Origin of the sequence: Lentibacter sp. (genome assembly GCF_965658795.1) — a bacterium.
Classification (GTDB): domain Bacteria; phylum Pseudomonadota; class Alphaproteobacteria; order Rhodobacterales; family Rhodobacteraceae; genus Lentibacter.
On sequence record NZ_CBFHTG010000022.1, the window covers coordinates 1 to 21,536 of the forward strand.

Annotated in this window: 24 protein-coding genes; 17 read left to right on the forward strand and 7 right to left on the reverse strand. The window is 53.2% G+C overall.

Features of this window, described 5'->3' with window-relative positions:
• The 9 genes from ACTG3X_RS12745 to rfbA form a co-directional block, all read left to right on the forward strand.
• Nucleotides 1–1,172 (forward strand): ATP-dependent nuclease (locus tag ACTG3X_RS12745; RefSeq protein ID WP_439111656.1); only part of this gene is annotated, 1,172 nt, incomplete at its 5' end.
• A 221-nt stretch (nucleotides 1,173–1,393) separates the two neighbouring features.
• Nucleotides 1,394–2,617 carry an MFS transporter gene (locus tag ACTG3X_RS12750; RefSeq protein ID WP_439111657.1) on the forward strand — a complete coding sequence of 408 codons (1,224 nt, stop codon included), beginning with the start codon at nucleotides 1,394–1,396 and terminating at the stop codon, nucleotides 2,615–2,617.
• Nucleotides 2,618–2,689: 72 nt separating this feature from the next.
• The gene (locus ACTG3X_RS12755) at nucleotides 2,690–3,655 is read left to right on the forward strand and encodes a KpsF/GutQ family sugar-phosphate isomerase (protein ID WP_439111658.1); all 966 of its coding nucleotides are present in this window, start codon (nucleotides 2,690–2,692) and stop codon (nucleotides 3,653–3,655) included.
• Nucleotides 3,652–4,443 carry a 3-deoxy-manno-octulosonate cytidylyltransferase gene (locus ACTG3X_RS12760; protein ID WP_439111659.1) on the forward strand — a complete coding sequence of 264 codons (792 nt, stop codon included), beginning with the start codon at nucleotides 3,652–3,654 and terminating at the stop codon, nucleotides 4,441–4,443. Before ACTG3X_RS12755 ends, ACTG3X_RS12760 begins: the two co-directional genes overlap by 4 nt.
• A complete protein-coding gene (gene kdsA / locus ACTG3X_RS12765) occupies nucleotides 4,440–5,264 on the forward strand; it encodes a 3-deoxy-8-phosphooctulonate synthase (RefSeq protein ID WP_439111660.1) in 825 nt (274 codons plus the stop codon). Before ACTG3X_RS12760 ends, kdsA begins: the two co-directional genes overlap by 4 nt.
• Before the next feature lie 3 nt (nucleotides 5,265–5,267).
• Complete coding sequence (gene rfbC, locus ACTG3X_RS12770; RefSeq protein WP_439111661.1) at nucleotides 5,268–5,828, forward strand: dTDP-4-dehydrorhamnose 3,5-epimerase; 561 nt, start codon at nucleotides 5,268–5,270, stop codon at nucleotides 5,826–5,828.
• Nucleotides 5,825–6,862 (forward strand): dTDP-glucose 4,6-dehydratase, encoded by a 1,038-nt coding sequence (rfbB, locus tag ACTG3X_RS12775; protein WP_439111662.1) that lies wholly within the window; start codon nucleotides 5,825–5,827, stop codon nucleotides 6,860–6,862. Before rfbC ends, rfbB begins: the two co-directional genes overlap by 4 nt.
• Entirely contained in the window at nucleotides 6,859–7,692 is an 834-nt protein-coding gene (gene rfbD / locus ACTG3X_RS12780) for a dTDP-4-dehydrorhamnose reductase (protein WP_439111663.1), read from the forward strand. Before rfbB ends, rfbD begins: the two co-directional genes overlap by 4 nt.
• Nucleotides 7,689–8,561, forward strand: coding sequence for a glucose-1-phosphate thymidylyltransferase RfbA (gene rfbA / locus ACTG3X_RS12785; RefSeq protein WP_439111664.1), 873 nt, complete (start codon nucleotides 7,689–7,691; stop codon nucleotides 8,559–8,561). The genes rfbD and rfbA overlap by 4 nt, the downstream gene beginning before the upstream one ends.
• 1 nt (nucleotide 8,562) lies before the next feature.
• Here rfbA and ACTG3X_RS12790 read toward each other — a convergent pair whose 3' ends face one another.
• The 3 genes from ACTG3X_RS12790 to ACTG3X_RS12800 are packed head-to-tail and all read right to left on the reverse strand — an operon-like array spanning nucleotide 8,563 to nucleotide 10,834.
• Nucleotides 8,563–9,147 carry a Smr/MutS family protein gene (locus ACTG3X_RS12790; protein ID WP_439111665.1) on the reverse strand — a complete coding sequence of 195 codons (585 nt, stop codon included), beginning with the start codon at nucleotides 9,145–9,147 and terminating at the stop codon, nucleotides 8,563–8,565.
• Entirely contained in the window at nucleotides 9,144–10,181 is a 1,038-nt protein-coding gene (mltA, locus tag ACTG3X_RS12795; RefSeq protein ID WP_439111666.1) for a murein transglycosylase A, read from the reverse strand. The genes ACTG3X_RS12790 and mltA overlap by 4 nt, the downstream gene beginning before the upstream one ends.
• Complete coding sequence (locus ACTG3X_RS12800; protein WP_439111667.1) at nucleotides 10,178–10,834, reverse strand: Tim44/TimA family putative adaptor protein; 657 nt, start codon at nucleotides 10,832–10,834, stop codon at nucleotides 10,178–10,180. The genes mltA and ACTG3X_RS12800 overlap by 4 nt, the downstream gene beginning before the upstream one ends.
• A 104-nt stretch (nucleotides 10,835–10,938) precedes the next feature.
• Here ACTG3X_RS12800 and ACTG3X_RS12805 point away from each other — a divergent pair, with 104 nt between their 5' ends.
• On the forward strand, nucleotides 10,939–11,418 hold the full coding sequence (locus tag ACTG3X_RS12805) for an FxsA family protein (RefSeq protein ID WP_439111696.1): 480 nt from the start codon (nucleotides 10,939–10,941) through the stop codon (nucleotides 11,416–11,418).
• A gap of 70 nt (nucleotides 11,419–11,488) precedes the next feature.
• Nucleotides 11,489–11,974 (forward strand): protein-export chaperone SecB, encoded by a 486-nt coding sequence (gene secB / locus ACTG3X_RS12810; protein WP_439111668.1) that lies wholly within the window; start codon nucleotides 11,489–11,491, stop codon nucleotides 11,972–11,974.
• Nucleotides 11,975–11,977: 3 nt separating this feature from the next.
• On the opposite strand, the gene dnaQ is transcribed toward secB, so the two are convergent.
• Genes dnaQ through ACTG3X_RS12830 form a run of 4 tightly spaced genes read right to left on the reverse strand, consistent with a single transcriptional unit; the run spans nucleotide 11,978 to nucleotide 14,682 of the window.
• Nucleotides 11,978–12,667: a DNA polymerase III subunit epsilon gene (gene dnaQ, locus ACTG3X_RS12815; RefSeq protein ID WP_439111669.1), complete on the reverse strand. Its 690-nt coding sequence runs from the start codon at nucleotides 12,665–12,667 to the stop codon at nucleotides 11,978–11,980.
• On the reverse strand, nucleotides 12,660–13,253 hold the full coding sequence (coaE, locus tag ACTG3X_RS12820; protein ID WP_439111670.1) for a dephospho-CoA kinase: 594 nt from the start codon (nucleotides 13,251–13,253) through the stop codon (nucleotides 12,660–12,662). Before coaE ends, dnaQ begins: the two co-directional genes overlap by 8 nt.
• On the reverse strand, nucleotides 13,253–14,086 hold the full coding sequence (locus ACTG3X_RS12825) for a shikimate dehydrogenase (protein ID WP_439111671.1): 834 nt from the start codon (nucleotides 14,084–14,086) through the stop codon (nucleotides 13,253–13,255). Before ACTG3X_RS12825 ends, coaE begins: the two co-directional genes overlap by 1 nt.
• Nucleotides 14,083–14,682, reverse strand: a complete 600-nt coding sequence (locus tag ACTG3X_RS12830) for a Maf family protein (protein WP_439111672.1) — start codon at nucleotides 14,680–14,682, stop codon at nucleotides 14,083–14,085. Before ACTG3X_RS12830 ends, ACTG3X_RS12825 begins: the two co-directional genes overlap by 4 nt.
• A 401-nt stretch (nucleotides 14,683–15,083) precedes the next feature.
• Between ACTG3X_RS12830 and hemJ the strand changes: the two genes are divergently transcribed.
• The 6 genes from hemJ (at nucleotide 15,084) to ACTG3X_RS12860 (ending at nucleotide 21,529) form a co-directional block, all read left to right on the forward strand.
• Nucleotides 15,084–15,533 (forward strand): protoporphyrinogen oxidase HemJ, encoded by a 450-nt coding sequence (hemJ, locus tag ACTG3X_RS12835; RefSeq protein ID WP_439111673.1) that lies wholly within the window; start codon nucleotides 15,084–15,086, stop codon nucleotides 15,531–15,533.
• Between the two features lie 120 nt (nucleotides 15,534–15,653).
• On the forward strand, nucleotides 15,654–16,934 hold the full coding sequence (rho, locus tag ACTG3X_RS12840; protein WP_439111674.1) for a transcription termination factor Rho: 1,281 nt from the start codon (nucleotides 15,654–15,656) through the stop codon (nucleotides 16,932–16,934).
• 30 nt (nucleotides 16,935–16,964) lie between these two features.
• On the forward strand, nucleotides 16,965–18,251 hold the full coding sequence (gene mnmE, locus ACTG3X_RS12845) for a tRNA uridine-5-carboxymethylaminomethyl(34) synthesis GTPase MnmE (RefSeq protein ID WP_439111675.1): 1,287 nt from the start codon (nucleotides 16,965–16,967) through the stop codon (nucleotides 18,249–18,251).
• An 11-nt stretch (nucleotides 18,252–18,262) separates the two neighbouring features.
• Nucleotides 18,263–20,125 carry a tRNA uridine-5-carboxymethylaminomethyl(34) synthesis enzyme MnmG gene (mnmG, locus tag ACTG3X_RS12850; protein WP_439111676.1) on the forward strand — a complete coding sequence of 621 codons (1,863 nt, stop codon included), beginning with the start codon at nucleotides 18,263–18,265 and terminating at the stop codon, nucleotides 20,123–20,125.
• A complete protein-coding gene (gene rsmG, locus ACTG3X_RS12855; protein ID WP_439111677.1) occupies nucleotides 20,122–20,727 on the forward strand; it encodes a 16S rRNA (guanine(527)-N(7))-methyltransferase RsmG in 606 nt (201 codons plus the stop codon). Before mnmG ends, rsmG begins: the two co-directional genes overlap by 4 nt.
• On the forward strand, nucleotides 20,720–21,529 hold the full coding sequence (locus tag ACTG3X_RS12860; protein WP_439111678.1) for a ParA family protein: 810 nt from the start codon (nucleotides 20,720–20,722) through the stop codon (nucleotides 21,527–21,529). Before rsmG ends, ACTG3X_RS12860 begins: the two co-directional genes overlap by 8 nt.
• Nucleotides 21,530–21,536: the final 7 nt, after the last annotated feature.

Here is a 21,536-nt window from a genome sequence, read left to right on the forward strand (position 1 = left end):
AAAACCCACTAAAAGGAGCAGTCAAAGCAGCTTTGGCTGAAGCTCAATGTAAGATCCGTGAAATCGAAGCTTTGGTACAGGAAAAGGCAGAAGAAATTGCACGGCTAACACACGATGCATTAAAGGATATTGATCCCAAACTCGCCGAAACACTAACGCCAAAGTATAATCCTCCCGTGGACTCAAAATGGGCGAGTTTGTTCTCAATTGGAATGGAAACAAATAACGGAATTTCACTAAACAAGCGTGGTAGCGGTGCTCGCCGTATGATCCTTGTCAGTTTTTTCAAAGCTGAAGCAGAAAGGAAAATGCGTAACTCTAGAAAATCAAATATAATATATGCTATTGAAGAACCTGAAACTTCCCAACACCCCGCCAACCAAAAAATTCTTGTCAGCGCATTCCGTGACTTGGCAGTATTACCTGGGTGTCAGGTTCTATTAACGACTCATAGTCCAGGTCTAGCAGCAGAACTTCCCACTGATAGCATTCGCTTCATACATGCACCCGAACAAGGAAAAAATCCCGTCATCTCAACTGGAGATGACGTTTTCGGTGAAGTGGCATCTGTTCTAGGCTTAATACCAGATAGTAGAGTAAAAGCCCTAGTTTGTGTTGAAGGCTATACAGACGTCGATGCTTTGAAAGCTCTAAGTCACATAATACATCTCTCAAACAGCGAGCTTCCTGATTTATCCAGCGACCCTCGCTTTGCTTTCATAAATTTAGGTGGATCGAATTTGGTCCACTGGGTAAATAATCACTATCTAAAAGCACTAGGCCTTCCTGAAGCACACATTTACGACGCTGATGTACCAAAATATCAAAAGCACGTGGAACTAGTGAATGCTCGCAACGATGGATCATGGGGAACTCTGACTAAAAAACATGAAATAGAATGTTACCTCCATCCTGATGCTATAAACGATAGATTTGGCTACACATGCCAAGTTTATGACCAACCAGACGATTCAAATCCATCTGTACCAACCGCTTTTGCTCTAGCTTGGCAAAATGCAGAAAACTTAGATGGAAAGCCTAGTGATAATAAGGCTAAGGCAAAGCTAGTAACTGCATTTCCACATATGACACTTGATCGCTTGATAGAGCGGAACGCCAAAGACGAGGTCGAGGACTGGATGAAAAATATCCTCAAAATGATTAGCGACTAGCCTTATTAAAAAATAGGACTTCGTAATCACCCCCCACCGAACGCCCCGTTACCTAATTTTCTGTTAAAATCTCTCTCCAACAGGCGGTGCACGGGGGGTGCACGCGTGGTGCACGGGTTTCACCCCCCTGTTTCGGGGGGCTTGGCGGGCATTAACCCCACCGTGCGCTTGGCGGGCGTTTTGGGGTTTTCATTCGCTCACTTATTGGCAAAAGCTGGCAGATGGACACGCTTTCTTTCCTCAAGCTCAACAGTCGCTGGCTCGCCGCGGGGGCTTTGCTCACCTTTATGTCGAGCTTCGGGCAGACGTTTTTTATCTCTATTTTTGCTGGTGAAATCCGTGCTGAATTTGGGCTAAGTCACGGAGATTGGGGCGGAATTTATGCGCTCGGGACTTTGGCTTCGGCGGGGGTGATGGTCTGGTCTGGCGGGCTGACCGACCAGTTCCGCGTGCGCGTTCTGGGCCCCGCCGTGCTCATCCTGCTCGCCTGCGCCTGCGCCTTCATGGCCACCAACCACGCCGCATGGCTCCTCCCCGCCGTCATCTTCACCCTGCGCATCACAGGGCAGGGCATGACCAGCCACATCGCCCTGGTCGCCATGACCCGCTGGTTCCAAAAAACCCGAGGCCGCGCCCTCTCCATCGCCACGCTCGGCTTTGCTTTGGGTGAGGCTGTACTCCCGTTACTCTTTGTTTTTCTTCTGGTTTTTTACGACTGGCGGCTTTTGTGGGGGGCTGCAGCGATTGTTGCTGTGCTCGGTGTCCCCCTGCTCGTTAGCCTTCTTAAAGAAGAGCGCACACCGCAGTCTATGGCCCAATCCTCGCAATCAGTTGGCATGAACCGCCGCCACTGGACCCGCAATCAAGCCATGTCCCACTGGCTGTTCTGGGTCATGGTGCCCAGCATCCTCGGCCCCTCGGCCTTCGGCACTGCGCTCATGTTTCATCAAGTTCACTTCGCCGACGTCAAAGACATCTCTCACCTGACGTTTGTAGCTATGTTTCCGATTTACACAGCCGTCACGATCTTTTCGATGGTGCTGTCGGGTTGGGCGCTTGACCGTGTCGGAACGCCACGCCTCATTGTATATATGTACCTACCCGCAGTCGCTGCCTTTCTGGTATTTGGCCTTAGCTCTGGTGCAAGTGGGCTGCTTCTGGGCTTTGTACTTTTTGGCCTGACCTCAGGCGCAAACTCTACGCTCCCCAATGCCTTTTGGGCCGAGTTCTACGGAACAGCCTCTATTGGCTCGATCAAAGCCATGGCAGCCGCCATCATGGTGCTTGGTTCTGCGATCGGGCCTGGCCTTACCGGCTGGGCAATTGATGCGGGTATCGGTCTTGAAGCACAGTATGTTGCCGTTGCCGCTTACTTCCTTTGCTCAAGTGCGCTCTTATTTTTCGGGGTTCGCAAGGCTGCAGCTCTGCTCCCCGGTAGAGGCTAGCACGCTTGTTATTAAGGCTCGTGCCCGCTATGTGCTTAGATCAGGAAATGCCGTACAGAGCCAAGGACACCCATGACCGAACCCAACAATAACCCTGCGATCCGCTCGGCGAGGCGTGTTCTGACAACCGAAGCCAATGCCATCCACAAAATGGTTGAACACCTGCCAGACGACTTTCCAGATGTGGTTGACCTTGTGCTCAAAACCAAGGGGCGTGTGATTATTTCCGGCGTTGGGAAATCCGGCCATATTGGCCGCAAAATCTCGGCTACACTGGCAAGCACAGGCACACCCTCCTACTTTGTTCATGCCTCCGAAGCCAGCCATGGTGACCTTGGTATGATCACCGAAGATGACATTGTTGTACTCATCTCAAACTCTGGCGAAACGCAGGAGTTGCGGGATATTCTCTTGCACACCCGCCGCTTCAACATCGCGCTGATCGGAATTTCATCCAAGATCAACAGCACCCTTTTGCAATCGGCTGATTTCAAACTCAATTTACCCGACCTACCCGAGGCTTGCGCCATCGGTATGGCCCCGACAACATCTACAACGCTCACATTGGCAATGGGCGACGCCCTCGCCGTGGCCGTGATGGAGCAGCGCGGATTTGGCTCTGAAGATTTTCTCAAGAACCATCCGGGTGGAAAGCTTGGGGCCCAGCTCTCACGCGTTGCCGAGTTGATGCACAAGGGGGATAAAGTTCCAACTGTTGATGCTGATACAGCGATGTCTGATGTGCTTTTGTCGATGACATCCAAGGGGTTTGGTATCACTGGTGTCGTCAAAGACGGCACGCTGTTAGGTGTCATTTCCGACGGGGATTTGCGCCGCCACATGGGCAACCTTATGGAAAAGACAGCTGGTGAAATTGCCTCGCTTGACCCTGTCACAGCCACTCCCGATCTCTTCGCCGCAAAAGCTCTGGCTATTCTGAACGAGCGCAAAATCTCGGTGCTCATGGTGGTTGATGAAGCCAAGCGACCCATCGGTATTGTGCATATTCATGATCTTCTTCGCGCAGGTGTCGCATGAAAACAGTCGTTCTCATTCCCGCTCGCTATGCCTCGACCCGCTACCCAGGCAAGCCGCTCGTACCCCTGCGCCAAAAAGATGGCCGCTCAAAAACGCTGATAGAGATGAGCTATGACGCCGCCTCCCAGATTGCAGGTGTCTCCGAGGTTTACGTTGTCACCGATGATGCGCGCATCCGCGATGCCGCTGAGGCATTCGGTGCAAATGTTATCATGACAAGCCCAGAGCGTGAGAACGGAACCGCGCGCGTGGCAGAAGCCGTGGACGTAGCTGAGCTTGATGCGGATCTTATCGTCAACTTTCAGGGCGATGCCCCCCTGACTCCACCATGGTTTGTGGAAGATCTGATTGCTGCAATGAAAGCTGACACCACGGCGCAAATGGCTACGCCCGTCTTGCAGTGCGATGCGCAAACATACGCCATGTTCAAGGAAGACCGCGCCGCTGGACGCGTTGGCGGCACAACGGCTGTCTTCGGCGCCGAGGGCCGTGCGATCTATTTCTCCAAAGAAGTGTTGCCATATATTGATGCAGGCAAGGTGCCGTCAGAGAACATCCCTGTCTATCACCACGTGGGCGTCTACGCCTACCGTCCCGAAGCGCTCAAATCTTATATCTCATGGCATGAGTGCCAGCTCGAGAGGTTAGAAGGGCTGGAGCAACTGCGCTTTCTCTACAACGGCGTCGCTGTGAAATGTGTTGAAGTAGATGCAAAAGGCCGCCTTTTCTGGGAGTTGAACAACCCCGAAGATGTGGCACGAATTGAAAAGGTATTGGCAGAGCAATGACCAAAGTTATCGACGTCCAAGGCATAAAAATCGGCGGCCAGGAGCCATTCGCGCTTATCACCGGCCCCTGCCAGCTTGAAAGCCTCGATCACGCGCGCATGATGGCTGAAAAAATAGCCGAAGCCTGCGCGCCCACAAATACTGGCTTCATATTCAAGGCCAGCTATGACAAGGCCAACCGGTCATCCATCACCACAAAACGTGGTCTTGGTATGCAAGAAGGCCTGACGATCCTCTCCAAAATCCGCGACGAGTTTGGCTGCCCGATCCTCACCGATGTGCATGACGCACACCAATGTGAGCCCGCAGGACAAGCTGTTGATGTCATCCAAATTCCTGCGTTTTTGTGCCGCCAAACAGATCTACTGCTTGCAGCCGGCGAGACAGGTGCGGCGATCAACGTGAAAAAGGGCCAGTTTCTCGCACCATGGGATATGGGCAATGTTGCAGAAAAAATCGCCAGCACAGGGAACGAGCGGATCATGCTCTGTGACCGTGGTACAAGCTTTGGCTACAACACACTCGTCAGCGATTTCCGTGGCCTGCCTATCATGGCTCAGACGGGCTACCCTGTTGTGTTTGATGCAACCCATTCGGTGCAGCAGCCAGGCGGCCAAGGCACAACCTCAGGCGGTCAGCGGGAGTTTGCACCCGTTCTGGCCCGCGCGGCAGTGGCTGTAGGTGTTTCCGCCCTCTTTATCGAAACACATGAAGACCCTGATAATGCGCCCTCAGACGGACCAAACATGATCCCGATCGAGCAAATGCAAGCGCTCATCGGCAATCTTGCCCGCTATGATGCGATCAGCAAAGAGGGCTAACCTATGAAAGTTACGCCTACGGCCTTGCCTGATGTTATTGTTTTTGAGCCCGCCCGCCACGGTGACGCGCGCGGCTTTTTTTCTGAATGCTGGAACAAGGCACGTATGGCAGAGCACGGGGTCGACATAGACTTCGTGCAAGACAACCACTCACTGTCCTCAGCAAGCGGCACGGTGCGCGGTCTGCACTTTCAGGCGCCACCCTACGCGCAGGCCAAACTGGTGCGTTGTGGGCATGGTACGCTCTTTGACGTTGCCGTTGATATCCGCAAAGGCTCGCCCACCTATGGCCAATGGATAGGTGTTGAGCTCAGCTTTGAGAACGGCAAGCAGCTCTTCATCCCCGAAGGCTTCGCCCACGGCTTCATCACCCGCACACCAGACACCGAAATCATCTACAAGTGTAGCGCTTACTATTCTCCCGAGGCAGACGGTGCGATCTTGTGGGACAGCTGCGGCATTGACTGGGGCTTTGATGGCGCACCAGGGTTGAGCAGCAAAGACGCCAGCGCGACACCCTTTGACAGCTTTGACTCCCCCTTTATCTGGGAGGGCTCAGCATGAAGCTGCTTGTCACAGGCGGCGCTGGCTTTATCGGCTCAGCCGTTGTGCGCCTCGCTGTTTCGCGCGGGCATGAGGTTGTGAACGTAGATGCGCTCACCTACGCCGCGTGTCTTGAGAATGTGGCCAGCGTTGCTGACAGCCCACTCTACAGCTTTGAGCAAGCCGATATCCGTAACATAGCAGCGCTTGAAGCAATCTTCGCGCGTCACAAGCCCGATGCGGTTATGCATCTCGCTGCTGAGAGCCATGTAGATAGAAGCATCGACGGCCCCCAAGCCTTTATAGAAACAAACGTGATGGGCACGTACAATATGCTGCAAGCTGCGCGGCAGTATTGGGAGGCCGAAGGCAAGCCCGAGAGCTTCCGTTTTCATCACATCTCAACCGACGAGGTCTTTGGCTCGCTCGGCGCAACAGGGCAATTTACCGAAGAAACACCCTATGATCCGCGCTCGCCTTACTCTGCCTCAAAGGCCAGCTCCGATCACCTCGTGCGCGCTTGGGCAGAAACCTACGGGTTGCCAGTTGTTCTCACCAACTGCTCCAACAACTACGGCCCCTACCACTTCCCGGAAAAACTCATCCCTGTTGTGATCCTCAACGCGCTGCATGGTCGTCCGATCCCGATCTATGGAAAGGGTGAGAACGTCCGCGACTGGCTTTATGTAGAAGATCACGCCGATGCGCTGTTACTTGTGCTCGAAAAAGGCCAGCTCAACCGCAGCTACAACATCGGCGGCGAAAACGAGCGGAGCAACCTGGAGCTGGTTCAGACAATCTGCGCAACTCTTGACAGACTCAAGCCCGCCACGGCGCCCTATGCTGAGCTAATCGAGTTTGTCACAGATCGCCCCGGTCATGACCTGCGCTACGCGATTGATCCGACCCGCATCCGCACCGAGCTTGGCTGGCGGCCCTCCGTCACCGTTGAGGAAGGCTTGGAGAAAACCGTGCGCTGGTACCTTGAGAACGAGGCATGGTGGCAACCCCTTTTGGCCCGTGAAGGTGTTGGGAAGAGGTTGGGCAAAGCATGAGTGTGCTAGTCTTTGGTAAAAGTGGCCAAGTCGCGCAAGAGTTGCAACGCGCCTACCCCGAATATAGCTACCTCAGCCGCGCCGATGCAGACTTGTCACAACCAGCAGATTGTTCTGCTGCCATTTTTGCCAAAACGCCCATCGCCGTGATCAACGCGGCAGCCTATACAGCTGTTGACCGCGCTGAAGACGAAGAGGCCCTGGCCCACATAATCAACGCCGAGGCACCCGCTGCCATGGCTCGTGCCTGTGCAACACTTGGCATACCCTTCATTCATATATCGACAGACTATGTCTTTGATGGCAGTGGCAACACTTCACGCACACCTCAAGCCCCTACCGCTCCGATCAATGCCTATGGCCGCACCAAGCTGGCAGGCGAAGAGGCAATCCGCGCAAGCGGCGCGCTTCACGTGATCTTGCGCACGTCTTGGGTTTTTTCCGCCCATGGAAATAACTTTGTCAAAACCATGCTACGCCTGTCTGAGACACGCGATACCTTAAGCGTGGTTGGTGACCAGATCGGCGGCCCAACACCCGCAAGCGCCATCGCCAAAGCCTGCGCCCGAATGGCCGAAACCACGAAAACCAGTGGCACCTATCATATCACTGGCGCGCCCGAAGCGAGCTGGGCCGAGTTTGCCCGCGAGATTTTTGCGCAAGCAGATCGCAAAGTTGACGTGAAAGATATCGCAACCGCTGACTACCCAACACCAGCAGCGCGCCCGCTCAATTCTCGGCTCGATTGCGCCTCACTCCTGTCAGATTTCGGTATTAGCCAACCATCATGGCGAGAGGCTTTGGCCGAAACAATCAGAGAGCTGACATGACACAACGCAAAGGCATCATTCTGGCAGGCGGATCAGGCACACGGCTTTACCCCATCACCATGGGTGTCTCAAAGCAGCTCCTGCCAATCTATGACAAACCAATGATCTATTACCCGCTGTCTGTGCTCATGTTTGGCGGTATCCGTGAGATTGCGATTATCACAACCCCGCAAGACCAGGACCAATTCCAGCGTACGCTGGGTGATGGTTCTCAATGGGGCCTGTCGCTCACTTATATCACACAGCCCTCGCCTGACGGGCTTGCTCAGGCCTATTTGCTTGCAGAACGCTTTCTTGATGGTGCGCCAAGTGCGATGGTTTTGGGTGATAATATCTTCTTTGGGCACGGCTTGCCCGAAGTTCTCGCAAAGGCCGATACTTTAGAAACAGGCGGCACAGTCTTTGGCTACCGTGTCGCCGATCCCGAGCGCTATGGTGTTGTCGATTTTGCCAAGGATGGCACCGTAAAGTCGATCATCGAAAAGCCGGAGATTCCACCGTCAAACTATGCTGTGACTGGTCTCTACTTCCTTGACGGCTCAGCACCCGAGCGCGCAGCCAAGGTTCAGCCTTCTGCCCGTGGAGAGCTTGAAATCACATCGCTGCTGGAGAGCTACCTTAACGACGGGTTGCTCAATGTGCAGCAAATGGGCCGCGGCTATGCATGGCTTGATACCGGCACACATGGTTCACTTCTGGATGCCGGCAACTTTGTGCGCACAATCTCAGAGCGCCAAGGCCTGCAGGTGGGCAGCCCCGAAGAGATCTCCTATGCAAACGGCTGGATCACCGCTCAGCAGCTACAAGACCGCGCAGAGCTTTTTGGCAAAAATGCCTATGGCCAGTATCTTCTGAACCTTCTGAAGTAACTCAGCGCTGGCGCCGCAAGTACACATAGTACGCGCCACCACCGCCATGGCGCAGATGCGCTTCTGTCATCTGTAAAACAACCTGCGCAAGCGGAGGTGTTGTCAGCCACTGTGGAACCTGATGGCGCAACACACCGAGGCGCACAGGAATTGGCCCGCCATCATCCCTCATCTTGCCCTTACCTGTCACGACAAGCACAAGGCGCTTCTGGCTTTGGTAGGCTTTCAAAATAAACGCGGTCAGTCGCGGGTGAGCCTGATCCAGCGTCATCCCATGCAAATCAAGCTTTGCTTCGGGCTTGAGCTTCCCTTGTTTTAGCTTGCCATGTGCTTTCTTATCCATCTGGACAGGCGCTTTTGCCACACGTTCGCGAATATCAGGCAGAATATCATGCGCCGGCTGAAACGACCGTGCGCGCGCACTTACCTCAAAAGCAGCAATAGGCGATGCAGGCGTTTTTGCTGGCGGCTTTGGCGCGCGCAAAGTATCTTGCGGCTTCCTGCGCTTGGGGTGCATAGGTACGGCGGTTTCCGCAACCTTGCCCCAAAGCTCCAGCTCATCCTTATGTAGCTTGCGGCGGCTCATTGTGCATCGACAGGCAGGTAAGCATAGGCCCGCTGGATTGGCATAAGCACAACCATGCGTCCAGGGTCTTTGAGCCGTCCGGCTTTGCGGCCAGCCGCATCACCTGTGCCAAAAAAAATGTCCGCCCGCTGCGCGCCCTTGATAGCCGAACCCGTATCTTGAGCAATCATAAGGCTTCTGATCTTGGTCTTTCCGTCTTTTTCCACCCAAACAGGCGCACCAAGCGGGGTATAGCGCGGGTCTACGGCAACGGTGCGCATCGTGGTAACCGAGCGGTTCATCGCACCAAGCGGCCCCAAATGCGCAGGCACTTCACTCACTTCGCGAAAAAACACATAGGAGGGATTGTGGCGAAGCAACTCAAGTCCGTCTATCGGATTTCGGCGCACCCAATTCTTGATCACCTGTGCAGACACCTGATGAACGTTGTATACGCCACGGCGCACCAGCTCCTGACCAATCGAGCGGTATTCGTGGCCGTTTTTGCCGCCATATCCAACACGGATAAAACGGCCATCTGGCAACCTGATCCGCCCTGACCCCTGGATCTGCAGAAAGAAAAGCTCAACCGCGTCATCAACCCAAGCTATCTCGAGGCCGCGCCCCTCCATCGCCCGTGTCTCTTCCATATCACGGCGGCTGATCCATCTGCCGTCGCGCGCTTCCGGCGGCAAAGCATAGACAGGAAAGCGGAACCTGTCCGAGCGATACAGATCACCATCAAGCTCAGGCTCAAAGTAGCCTGTGAAAAGCGCAGGCTTCCCATCACTTATCTCAACAGGGCGAAAAAACAGTTCAAAAAATGCTTTGGCGTTGGTCTGCTCGGCGGCCACGCGGCAAAGCCCCTTCCAGTCGGGGCTTTTCATATCACCACATGTGCTCAGAAATACCTTAAGCGCTTCCGCATGATCGTCACTTTCCCAACCATCCAGCTGGGAAAACTCGAGAATACGGTAGTCCGTCTCTTCAGCGGCTTTCCCTGCTCCGGTCATTGCAAGCCCAGCCGTTATTGCCGCTAAAAGAAAACGCTTCATTCACCTGTGGCAACCAAAATCCAGTTTGGATCGTTCACACCCATTTCGCGCTCGAACGTCCAGATATCTTTCTGGGTTTTGACTTTACCTTCCTTACCTTCAACAACATCGCCAGCATTGTCTCGCACAATGTAGGTAAGCTCGCCAACAAACTTTACAGATATTTCCGCTGTACCGCTCGCATCATGGAAATCAGCCGCGTGAAGCGTCATCTCGCGAATACCAACAAAATCAGCCTCGACTTTGAGACCTTTCTTTTCACGTGCTTCAACAACTTCTGCAAAGACTTCATACACATCATCAGCCAGAAACGGCTTGATCTCGGCCAATTCGCCGCGCTCAAAGCCCATCAGGATCATCTCATAAGCGCCCCGCGCACCAGACAGGAACGTGCCGACAGCAAATGAAGGTTCACGCTGCTTCATGCGCGCGAGCGCTTTCGCGGCATCGCTACCATCTTCGACATGGTCGGTTATATCCTCATCAGGGCCACCTTCGATCACGTCAAACTTACGTTTGCGCTCATCAAGGCCAGCTGGAGGAACCTGTGGCGCTTCATAGCCATCTCGCGTGCCCAGAACACTGCGCAACCGAAGAATGAGAAAAATGGCAATTCCCGCAAGGACGAGCAGTTGAAGAATAGGCGAATTCATGAAGACCTCATTAAGTGAGCGTGCAAATGGCGCTATCTGCACTTATGTAGGGTATGGGCGTGGTCAAGTCTACTACGCCCAAAGACATGCAGGAGATCAACAAAATGTGGATTTTGATGGCGTTTATCGCCGTACCCCTCATCGAAATCGCTCTTTTCATTCAGGTGGGTGGGGTTATTGGCCTTTGGCCTACGTTGCTGATTGTGGTTCTCACCGCGTTTATTGGTACATCTCTCTTGCGAAAACAGGGCTCACAGGCGCTCAACAACCTGCGACGCTCGTTTGGCGAGCTACAAGACCCAACCGAGCATTTGGCTCATGGCGCGATGATCCTGTTTTCCGGGGCTCTTCTTCTGACGCCGGGGTTTTTCACCGATGCTGTCGGTTTTTTGCTTCTGGTCCCCGCCGTTCGCAGCAAAGTATTTCACTACATGCGCTCGCGCGTGAAAGTGCAGAGCTTTTCAGCTCATTCCCATGGAGAGCAGCCGCACAAAGCGACAGATGATATCATTGAAGCCGAGTACCACGAAGTTGACAGCAACAAACGTCCAACACACCCAAGCTCTGGTTGGACAAAACACTAACACAGCAGGCATTGAGACCAGTGCGCCTTCTTGCTAAAGGCTTGGGCAAGACTTTCACTAGGAGAATACCATGGCCGAGAATGGCGCTGTAGAAACACCCCAAGTCAAAATGAACGTGGTCAACCAGTTCATTCGTGACATGTCGTTTGAAAACATCCTTGCTCAAAAAGGCGTGCAAGGCGAAGTGACCCCTGATGTAAACGTACAGGTCAACCTCGATGCAAAGAAGCGTGCGGCAGAGAACCAGTATGAAGTTGCTATCAAACTGATCGTGACATCAGTGAACAAAGAGAACACAGCTGAAAAGCTGTTCCTCATGGAAATTGACTATGTTGGCATCTTCAACATCGAAGGCGTTCCGGACGAACAGCTGCACCCCTTCTTGCTGATTGAGTGCCCCCGTCTGCTGTTCCCGTTCCTGCGCCGCATCGTTTCAGATGTGACCCGTGATGGCGGCTTCCCACCGCTCAACCTTGAGAACATCGACTTCATGGCGCTTTACCGCCAAGAGCTTGTGCGCCGTCAGGCCGAAGAAACACCAAAAACAGTTTCTTAAAGCTTAGCCAAACTTCTTCCAAAGCGCGCCGTCGCCCAGGCTTTCAACAAAAGCCGAATGGGCGGCGGCTTCTTTTTCAGTAATACGAGCCGGCAAAGCAGCGCTCCGTGGCTGCGCACGCCACCGTGTTTCACCAGGTTTTGCCTCTGTCTCGGTGTTCGCCGAGAGGCCAAAGTCAGGCTGTTTGCCACCGATCAGCTCGAGATAGACCTCCGCAAGAATTTCAGAGTCAAGCAAAGCGCCGTGCAATGTGCGCGACGAGTTATCAATGTTAAACCGTCGGCAAAGCGCATCAAGCGAAGCAGGTGAGCCGGGGAACCTTTTGCGCGCAATATCAAGCGTATCAAGCGCTTGGCTCATAGGAAGCTGCGGCGCATTCATCCACTTTAACTCGGCATTGAGAAACTTCATGTCAAACGCGGCATTGTGAATGACCAACGTGGAATCTTGGATAAAATCAAGAAACGCCTGCCCGATCTGGGCAAACTTTGGCTTATCCGCCAAAAACTCATCCCCCAACCCATGCACTTCAAAAGCCTCTTGGGGCATTCCGCGCTCTGGGTTGATATATTGGTGATACGTGCGGCCCGTGGGCATGTGGTTGAAAAGCTCAACCGCCCCGATCTCGACAATGCGGTCACCTTGCATTGGCTCAAAGCCTGTTGTCTCGGTGTCGAGTACAATCTCACGCATCGGTTAGCCCTGCCCTTATCTCTTTTACAATTTCTGCCACCTGCGCCTCAGCGCTTTCAAGCGTATCAGTTGTCACAATATAATCCGCTCGCGCACGCTTTTCCACATCTGGCATTTGCTTGGACTTTATAAGCTCAAATTGCTCAGAGGTCATGGTGCCGCGCTCAAGCACACGGGCCCGTTGACTTGCCTCATCGGCACTCACCACAACAACGGCATCCATATTGCCCTCGTTTCCGCCCTCAAACAGCAACGGAATATCAAAAACAATGATATCCGCCTCTGCAGCCTTGGCAAATGCGGCGCGGTCAGCCGCAACAAGAGGATGAACGATCTGTTCTATTTCGCTTAATCGCGTCGGGTTGGCAGAAAGTATCTCTTTCAGCTTTGCGCGCGAGACCTCGCCATCAAAAACAGCCTCTGGAAAGGCGTCTTCCATTGGGCCAACAGCCGCTCCACCCTTTGCATAAAGCCTATGCACGGCTGCATCAGCATCCCAGAGCGCACAACCTTGGGCCGCAAACATCTTGGCGGTGGTGGATTTCCCCATGCCGATAGAGCCCGTAAGACCAAGCCAAAACGCCATCAGCGCAAGACCGCCGCGCGTGTTTCGTCTGTCACTTGTGGGCGCACCCCAAACCAACGTTCAAAAGCAGGTACAGCTTGATGGAGCAGCATACCAAGACCATCAACCGTGACACAGCCCGCTTTGTCGGCCTCGTTCAAGAAGTGGGTCATCAAGGGTGCATAGACAAGGTCTGTCACCAAAGCGCCCTTCTGAAACCCGTCAAGCGGCACACGCAGAGGCGGCTTACCCACCATTCCAAGAGATGTCGTGTTGATAACAGTTGAAGCTTCTTCAAGCATGTTGCCAGCCTGCACCCAGTCAACAACACGAAGCCGTTTGCCAAAGTCCGATTGCAACTGCTCGGCTCGCCCCTTTGTACGGTTTGAAATAAGAATTTCTGGCACTCCCACTTCGACAAGCGCAGCAATAACGGCGCGTGCAGCGCCACCTGCCCCAAGAATAGCCGCTGGCCCGGCTTTCGGGTCCCAGTCCGGCGCTTTGTGCCGCAGATTCTGAATAAACCCGTAGCTGTCCGTATTGTCTGCGTGGATCTTCCCATCTTTACGAAAGATAAGCGTATTGGCCGAACCAATTAGCGCGGCACGGTCTGTCACCAGATCAGCCAGCTCCATGACTTTTTCCTTATAGGGAACCGTCACATTCACGCCGACAAACCCCATTTTTGGGAGCATCCGAACAACCTGCTCAAGGTCTTCATGGGCAACATCCATCGGAATATAGTGCCCAGCGATACCAAGTGATTTGAGCCAATGTGTATGAAGAGCCGGTGATTTGGAGTGCGCAATAGGTGAACCGATGACCCCCGCCAAAGGAATTTTGTTCAAGCTCATCCGTCAAGATCTCCCGCAAGTGTTAAATGGTTAATGAGTTCTATAAGGGGCAAACCAAGAATGGTGAAATAGTCCCCCTCAACACGGCTGAAAAGCCGCACGCCCTCTTCTTCGAGCTTATAGCCACCAACCGAACTTTGCAGACTTGGCCAGTTTCGCGTGACATAGTCATCAAGATAAGCATCCGAAACATTACGCATATACAGGCGCACTTGCCCGACATGGCGCCAAACCGGCTTAAGCTCATGATAGAGAACAATGGCTGAGAGCAAGCTGTGTCGCTTGCCGCGCAACGCCTTTATCTGAGCGATAGCTTCTTCTGCTGTCGCTGGTTTGGAAAAAATCTGCCCCTCAAAGTCCAAAACCTGGTCGCACCCAACAACCAACTTTTCAGGGTGCTTGCCACTCACCTTACGCGCCTTAGCTTCAGCGAGCGCATCGGCCATATCTCTGGGGCTTGCATCCTCGGCTTTCAGGGCTGCTTTAAGCATCTCTTCATCAACGCGTGGCATAACACTCTCAAAGGGTATGCCTGCGTTCTGAAGCATCTGCCCCCTGATTTGAGAGCCAGAGGCCAAAATGATCTGCCGTGCCATGTGGAAAACTCCAGTAAAGTTGTGGAACAGTTAATGCACAAACAGGAGCACAATCAACGCCACAGCCAAATATGAGGAAAACTAAGCCATTTCACCAAGCTTTGCCTTTTCTAACCTCAAGTGGATAAGAATAACTGTGCGTTGCCCGGTCGTGTATCTCAAATCAACTCATACACAGATTCTCCACAACCGAATCTGATCAAGGTTTTTACATTTTGTTAACGAAATCAAATTGTTAAAAATTCCATACCCACAGATATCTCGAAATGAACTTAAATTATTCACATATGGGTAACTCCTAGGATAACTCAGTAATCCACAGGCAAGGCAATCCCTACTTAATCATCAACCTTTTCTTCTTTTATATTTATTTATAAGGGGAGATAGAAAGGATGGTGGATATGTCTGATCTTCTCGCTGAGCTCTACCCTTGGACCAAGTCGTTTCACATTATGTCTGTGCTCGCATGGATGGCAGGCTTGTTCTATTTGCCCAGACTCTTCGTCCACCACACCGAACAAAGCGAAACAGGCGATGAAAAGGATGCCTTGTTTCAAATGATGGAGCTGAAGCTTCTCAAGCTCATCATGAACCCGGCTATGATATCAACTTGGCTTTTCGGTCTACTGCTTGTCCTTACACCAGGGATTGTTGACTGGTCGTCAATCTGGCCTTGGACAAAAGCTATCAGCGTATTGGCTATGACATGGTTCCACATGTGGTTAGGCCTTCGCCGCAAAGACTTTGTGAACGGGGTTAATAGCCATACTGGCCGTACCTATCGGATGATGAATGAGCTCCCGACAGTCCTTATGATCGTGATTGTGCTTTCGGTGGTCGTAAAGTTCTAATTCATTGACTCAAGCGCCCCCCGAGCGTATTCCACACACAAGCCTGCCCGTTCTGGGAGAACAGGTATTTCCAGATTTAAACCAGCACATCGCCTCAATTGAGGGCGTAAAGGTATTCCTATGACAGAAGAAACCCAAGAACAGCTTCACCTTGCCGAGCTTAAAGCCATGCACCCTAAAGAGCTGGTGACAATGGCAGAAGAGCTCGAGATCGAAAACGCCACGACAATGCGAAAGGGCGAGATCATGTTCTCGATCCTGAAAGAGCGTGCTGAAGAAGGCTGGATGATCGGTGGTGAAGGCGTTCTTGAAGTGCTGCAAGACGGCTTCGGTTTTTTGCGAGCGCCAGAGGCCAACTATCTTCCCGGTCCTGACGATATTTACGTGTCACCAGACATCTTGCGTAAATTCTCATTGCGTACAGGTGACACAATCGAAGGTCATCTGAAGCAGCCAGAAGACAACGAGCGTTATTTTGCTCTCACTCACGTGACCAAAATCAACTTCGAAGAGCCTGAAAAAGCGCGCCACAAGATTGCCTTTGACAACCTGACACCGCTCTATCCGGACGAGCGGCTGAAAATGGAGATCGAAGATCCGACGATTAAGGACAAATCAGCGCGTATCATCGACTTGGTTGCGCCGATCGGTAAGGGCCAACGCTCGCTCATCGTGGCACCGCCGCGTACTGGTAAAACTGTTCTGCTCCAGAATATCGCCCACAGCATCGAAAAGAACCACCCTGAGTGCTATCTCATCGTTCTGCTGATAGATGAGCGCCCAGAGGAAGTTACGGACATGCAGCGCTCTGTTAAGGGCGAGGTGGTCTCCTCGACATTTGACGAACCTGCAACGCGCCACGTCGCCGTGTCAGAAATGGTCATCGAGAAGGCCAAGCGCCTTGTTGAACACAAACGCGATGTGGTGATCCTGCTCGATTCCATCACGCGCCTCGGTCGCGCATTTAACACGACTGTGCCGTCGTCAGGTAAGGTTCTGACGGGTGGTGTTGATGCCAACGCACTCCAGCGCCCCAAGCGCTTCTTCGGGGCCGCACGTAACATCGAGGAAGGTGGCTCTCTGACGATTATTGCGACAGCTCTCATCGACACGGGTTCACGCATGGATGAAGTCATCTTTGAAGAATTCAAAGGCACGGGCAACTCCGAGATCGTCCTTGACCGTAAGGTGGCAGACAAACGTGTTTTCCCGGCGATGGATATTCTCAAGTCGGGTACACGGAAAGAAGAGCTGCTTGTTGAGTCAAAAGACCTGCAAAAAACCTTCGTTCTGCGGCGTATCCTCAACCCGATGGGTACAACCGATGCTATTGAGTTCCTGCTTGGAAAGCTTAAGCAAACCAAAACAAATGGTGAGTTCTTCGACTCAATGAACACATAAAATCTGTTCAATAACAACAGGTTATGAGAAATGAGCACGATTTTTGCCCAAGCCACAGCGGCTGGTAAAGCTGGCGTCTCTGTGGTCCGGATATCTGGGCCACAGGCTTTTTCTGCGGCGCATGTTTTGTGTGGGCATCTGCCGTCTCCGCGTAAAGCGGCTCTAAGGGATGTCCGCTCGGCTTCAGGCGAAAAGCTTGATGAGGCTCTGGTGCTTTGCTTTGCTGATAAAGCGAGCTTTACGGGTGAAGAAACGGTCGAGCTACAGCTTCACGGGTCTATCGCGGTGGTCAACGCAGTGCTGGCAGAACTAGGCCAACAAGACGGTCTTCGTCTCGCAGAGCCTGGAGAATTTACCCGCCGCGCTTTGGCCAACGGTCGGCTGGATCTGGCACAGGTCGAGGGTTTGGCTGACCTTATCGCATCAGAAACCGAAGCACAGCGGCAGCAAGCGCTACGCTTGTTTTCGGGTGGTCTTGGTGATCTGGCGTCAGCCTGGCGTGAGCGTCTCATAAGGGCCAGTGCACTTCTCACAGTCACCATTGATTTTGCGGATGAGGATGTCCCTGTTGATGTCTCGCCAGAAGTTCTCGCGCTCATTGATGAGGTACAGACTGGCATGCAGGCGCAGCTCGACGGGTTCGGCGCGGCTGAGCGTATCCGAACGGGCTATGAGGTGGCTATCGTCGGGCCGCCCAATGCAGGCAAATCCACCCTTCTCAACGCACTTGCTGGCCGCGATGCAGCGATCACATCGGAGATCGCCGGAACGACGCGGGATGTCATAGAAGTGCGTATGGAGCTTGGCGGTTTGCCCGTCACACTGCTCGACACAGCTGGTCTGCGCGAGACGGATGATGTTGTCGAAAAGATTGGTGTTGCACGCGCGATGGAACGTGCCCGAGCAGCAGACTTGCGCGTGTTTCTCGTAGAGCACGGTGCTGTACCTGAGTTTACGCCTCTGCCCGACGATATTGTCATCACGGCGAAAGGTGACCTGTTGAGTGATGATGTAGGGGCGGTCTCTGGTAAAACTGGGCAGGGTTTGTCGCAACTCACACGCCAGATCGCCGACACTCTTTCAGCCAAGAGCGCTCAGGCAGGACTTGCCACGCGCGAGCGGCACAAAGCGGCTATGCAACGCTGCATAGCATCCCTAGTGGCAGCGCGTCAGCTCATTGCGTCTGACTTCGAATCCACAGATATTGCTGCAGAAGAGCTGCGCATCGCGTATGATACACTGAATTCGCTTATTGGGCGGGTTGATGTCGAGCATGTTCTCGATGAGGTTTTTTCCAGCTTTTGTCTGGGCAAGTAGGAGTGTTTCACGTGAAACATTTTGATGTCATCGTTGTTGGAGGCGGTCACGCGGGCACAGAGGCGGCACATGCTGCCGCGCGTATGGGTGTCACTACAGCTCTGGTCACACTGCGACTGAACGATATTGGTGTAATGTCCTGTAACCCGGCTATGGGTGGGCTTGGCAAAGGCCATCTTGTTCGCGAGATCGATGCGATGGATGGCGTTATGGGCCGGATGTCTGACAAGGGCGGGATCCAGTTCCGCCTGCTCAATCGTCGCAAAGGCCCGGCGGTTCAAGGCCCCCGCGCCCAGCAAGATCGAGAGCTCTATCAAAAGGCTATGCTCGCGGAGACACTCGCACGCCCCAACCTGACAGTGATTGAGGGTGAGACTGTTGATTTCATTATGGAGTCTGGTCGCGTAGCGGGTGTCGTGCTCGCCGACGGCTCCGAGGTCCATGCCAGCGAAACCATCCTAACGACAGGCACATTTCTTCGCGGCCTGATACACATTGGTGATGTGTCGTATGCTGGCGGCCGCATGGGCGACAAGCCGTCCATCAAGCTTGCGGAACGTATGGATGATTTCGGCCTGCCCAAAGGACGGCTCAAAACAGGGACGCCTCCCCGTCTCGACAGTAAGACCATCAACTGGGATATTCTTGAGATGCAGCCGGGGGACGAAGAGCCATCTTTGTTTTCATTTATGTCCAAGTCGCCCGAAGCGCGACAAATCTCCTGTGGTATGACTCACACCAATGAGCGCACACATGAAATTATTGCGGCCAATCTTGAGCGCTCTGCTATGTATGGTGGTCATATTGAAGGTGTTGGCCCGCGCTACTGCCCGTCGATTGAAGACAAAGTTGTTCGCTTTGCTGATAAGACATCCCACCTTATTTTCCTTGAGCCAGAAGGCCTTAACACCAACACGGTGTATCCAAACGGCATTTCCACGTCTCTCCCCGAAGATGTGCAGCACGATTATGTACGCTCTATAGTGGGGCTGGAAAACGCAACAATCCTGCAGCCAGGTTACGCGATTGAATATGACTATATTGACCCCAGAGCGCTGACGACAGCTCTAAGGCTGAAAGAGGTTAAGGGGCTTTTTCTCGCTGGCCAGATCAATGGAACAACGGGGTATGAGGAGGCGGCGGCTCAAGGCCTTGTCGCTGGCCTAAATGCTGCGGCGGCTTGCCTCAACAGAGAAGCGGTGACGTTCAGCCGCGCTGAGAGCTACATAGGCGTGATGATCGATGATCTTGTAACTCGCGGTGTTACAGAGCCCTATCGGATGTTTACCTCGCGCGCAGAATTCCGCCTCTCGTTGAGAGCTGACAATGCTGATCAACGCCTGACACCGTTGGCCTTGCAGCTCGGCTGCGTCTCTGATGAGCGTAAGGCTGTCTTTGACGCGCGATTGAATGCGCTTGAAGCGGGTAAGGCGCTGCTGCAAACGAAAAGCTTCACGACGAATGAATTGAAGAACGCCAATTTGAACATCAAACAAGATGGGACACGCAGAACAGCTTACGAGCTCCTTGCGATCCCAGAAGTTGATTTCCCCGCCCTCATGGAAATTGACCCGGATTTCGGGGGCATAGCGCCCGAGACCCAAGTCCAGCTCAAGAAAGATGCGCTTTACGCTATCTATATCGAGCGTCAGAAAAAGGACGTAGAGGCAATGAAGCGGGATGAAAACCATGCGATACCGCTCGGGTTTGAGTACGCACCTCTCGATGGTCTTTCAAATGAGCTCAAGTCGAAGCTCACGTCCGCGCAGCCTCAGAACTTGGCGCAAGCAGCGCGGATTGATGGGATGACACCGGCAGCAATCGCTTTGCTCATGGCGAAAATTCGACAGGCAACGAAGGAGAGATCGGCATGAGCGCTGCGTTGAATGTTTCACGTGAAACATTGGAGCGGCTCGAGATTTATGCGGAGACGCTGAAGAAGTGGAATCCGCGTATCAACCTTGTTGCCAAGTCCACGATCGCAGATCTGTGGTCTCGCCATATTCAAGATTCACTTCAAGCGCTGGCGCTCATTCCTGCCTCAACGGGCCACCTTGTTGATATGGGAAGCGGCGGTGGCTTTCCGGGGCTTGTTCTGGCAATTGCTGCTGCAGAGCACGGTTACCCCTCCAAAGTCACGATGATAGAGAGTGACCAACGGAAATCGGCTTTTCTACGGACTGTGCTGCGTGAAACAGGTGTTTCTGGCACCGTTCTTACTGAGCGGATCGAAGTGGCTGAGCCACAGAGCGCTGATGTTGTTACAGCGCGGGCATTGGCCGACCTTGCTTTGCTTTTGGATTATGCCAATATCCATCTGGCGCCGGAGGGCAAGGCTGTCTTTCTCAAAGGCAGAAATTGGCGCAGTGAGTTGGCCAAGGCGCAAGAGTCGTGGCATTTCGAGTTTAATGAGTTACAAAGTGAAACAAGCGAAGACGCTGTTTTGCTTGAGATTAAAGGATTAACACGTGTCTGATTTGTCGCGCCCGCCTGCTGCAAAAATCATTGCGATTGCCAACCAAAAAGGCGGTGTCGGCAAGACAACGACAGCGATCAATCTGGCAGCCGCTCTGGCCGAAACGGGCGAGAAAGTCCTGCTTGTTGATCTTGATCCGCAGGGAAACGCCTCCACTGGCCTTGGGATAGACCGTGAAGATCGTGAATACACCACCTATGACCTTCTTCTTGAGGATACCCCTCTTGAGGAGATCATCCTCCCAACGGAGACTGAGAATGTCAGCATCATTCCAGCAACAGTGGATCTGAGCTCGGCTGATATCGAGCTCTATTCCAACGAAAAGCGCAGTCATCTTCTGAGAGACGCCCTCAAGCAGACGGACATCGACAGTTTCGGGTTTGACTACATCCTGATTGACTGCCCGCCGTCCCTGAACCTTCTCACAGTAAATGCGATGGTTGCGGCTGACTCTATTCTCGTGCCGTTGCAAAGCGAGTTTTTCGCGCTTGAAGGCTTATCACAGCTTATGCTGACCATTCGAGAGATGCGAGAAACAGCGAATCCTGCGCTCCGTATCGAAGGCATTGTTCTGACGATGTATGACCGGCGCAACAACCTGTCGCAGCAGGTTGAGCAAGATGCCCGCGAAAATTTGGGGGATCTGGTCTTTAAGACACTGATACCTCGAAATGTCCGCGTGAGCGAAGCACCATCATTTGCGATGCCCGTACTCAGCTATGACCCCAATTCCAAGGGCGCAGTGGCCTATCGGGCGCTTGCCAGAGAAGTCCTCAAAAATAACGCGAAAACAAAGAGATAGGAGCCAG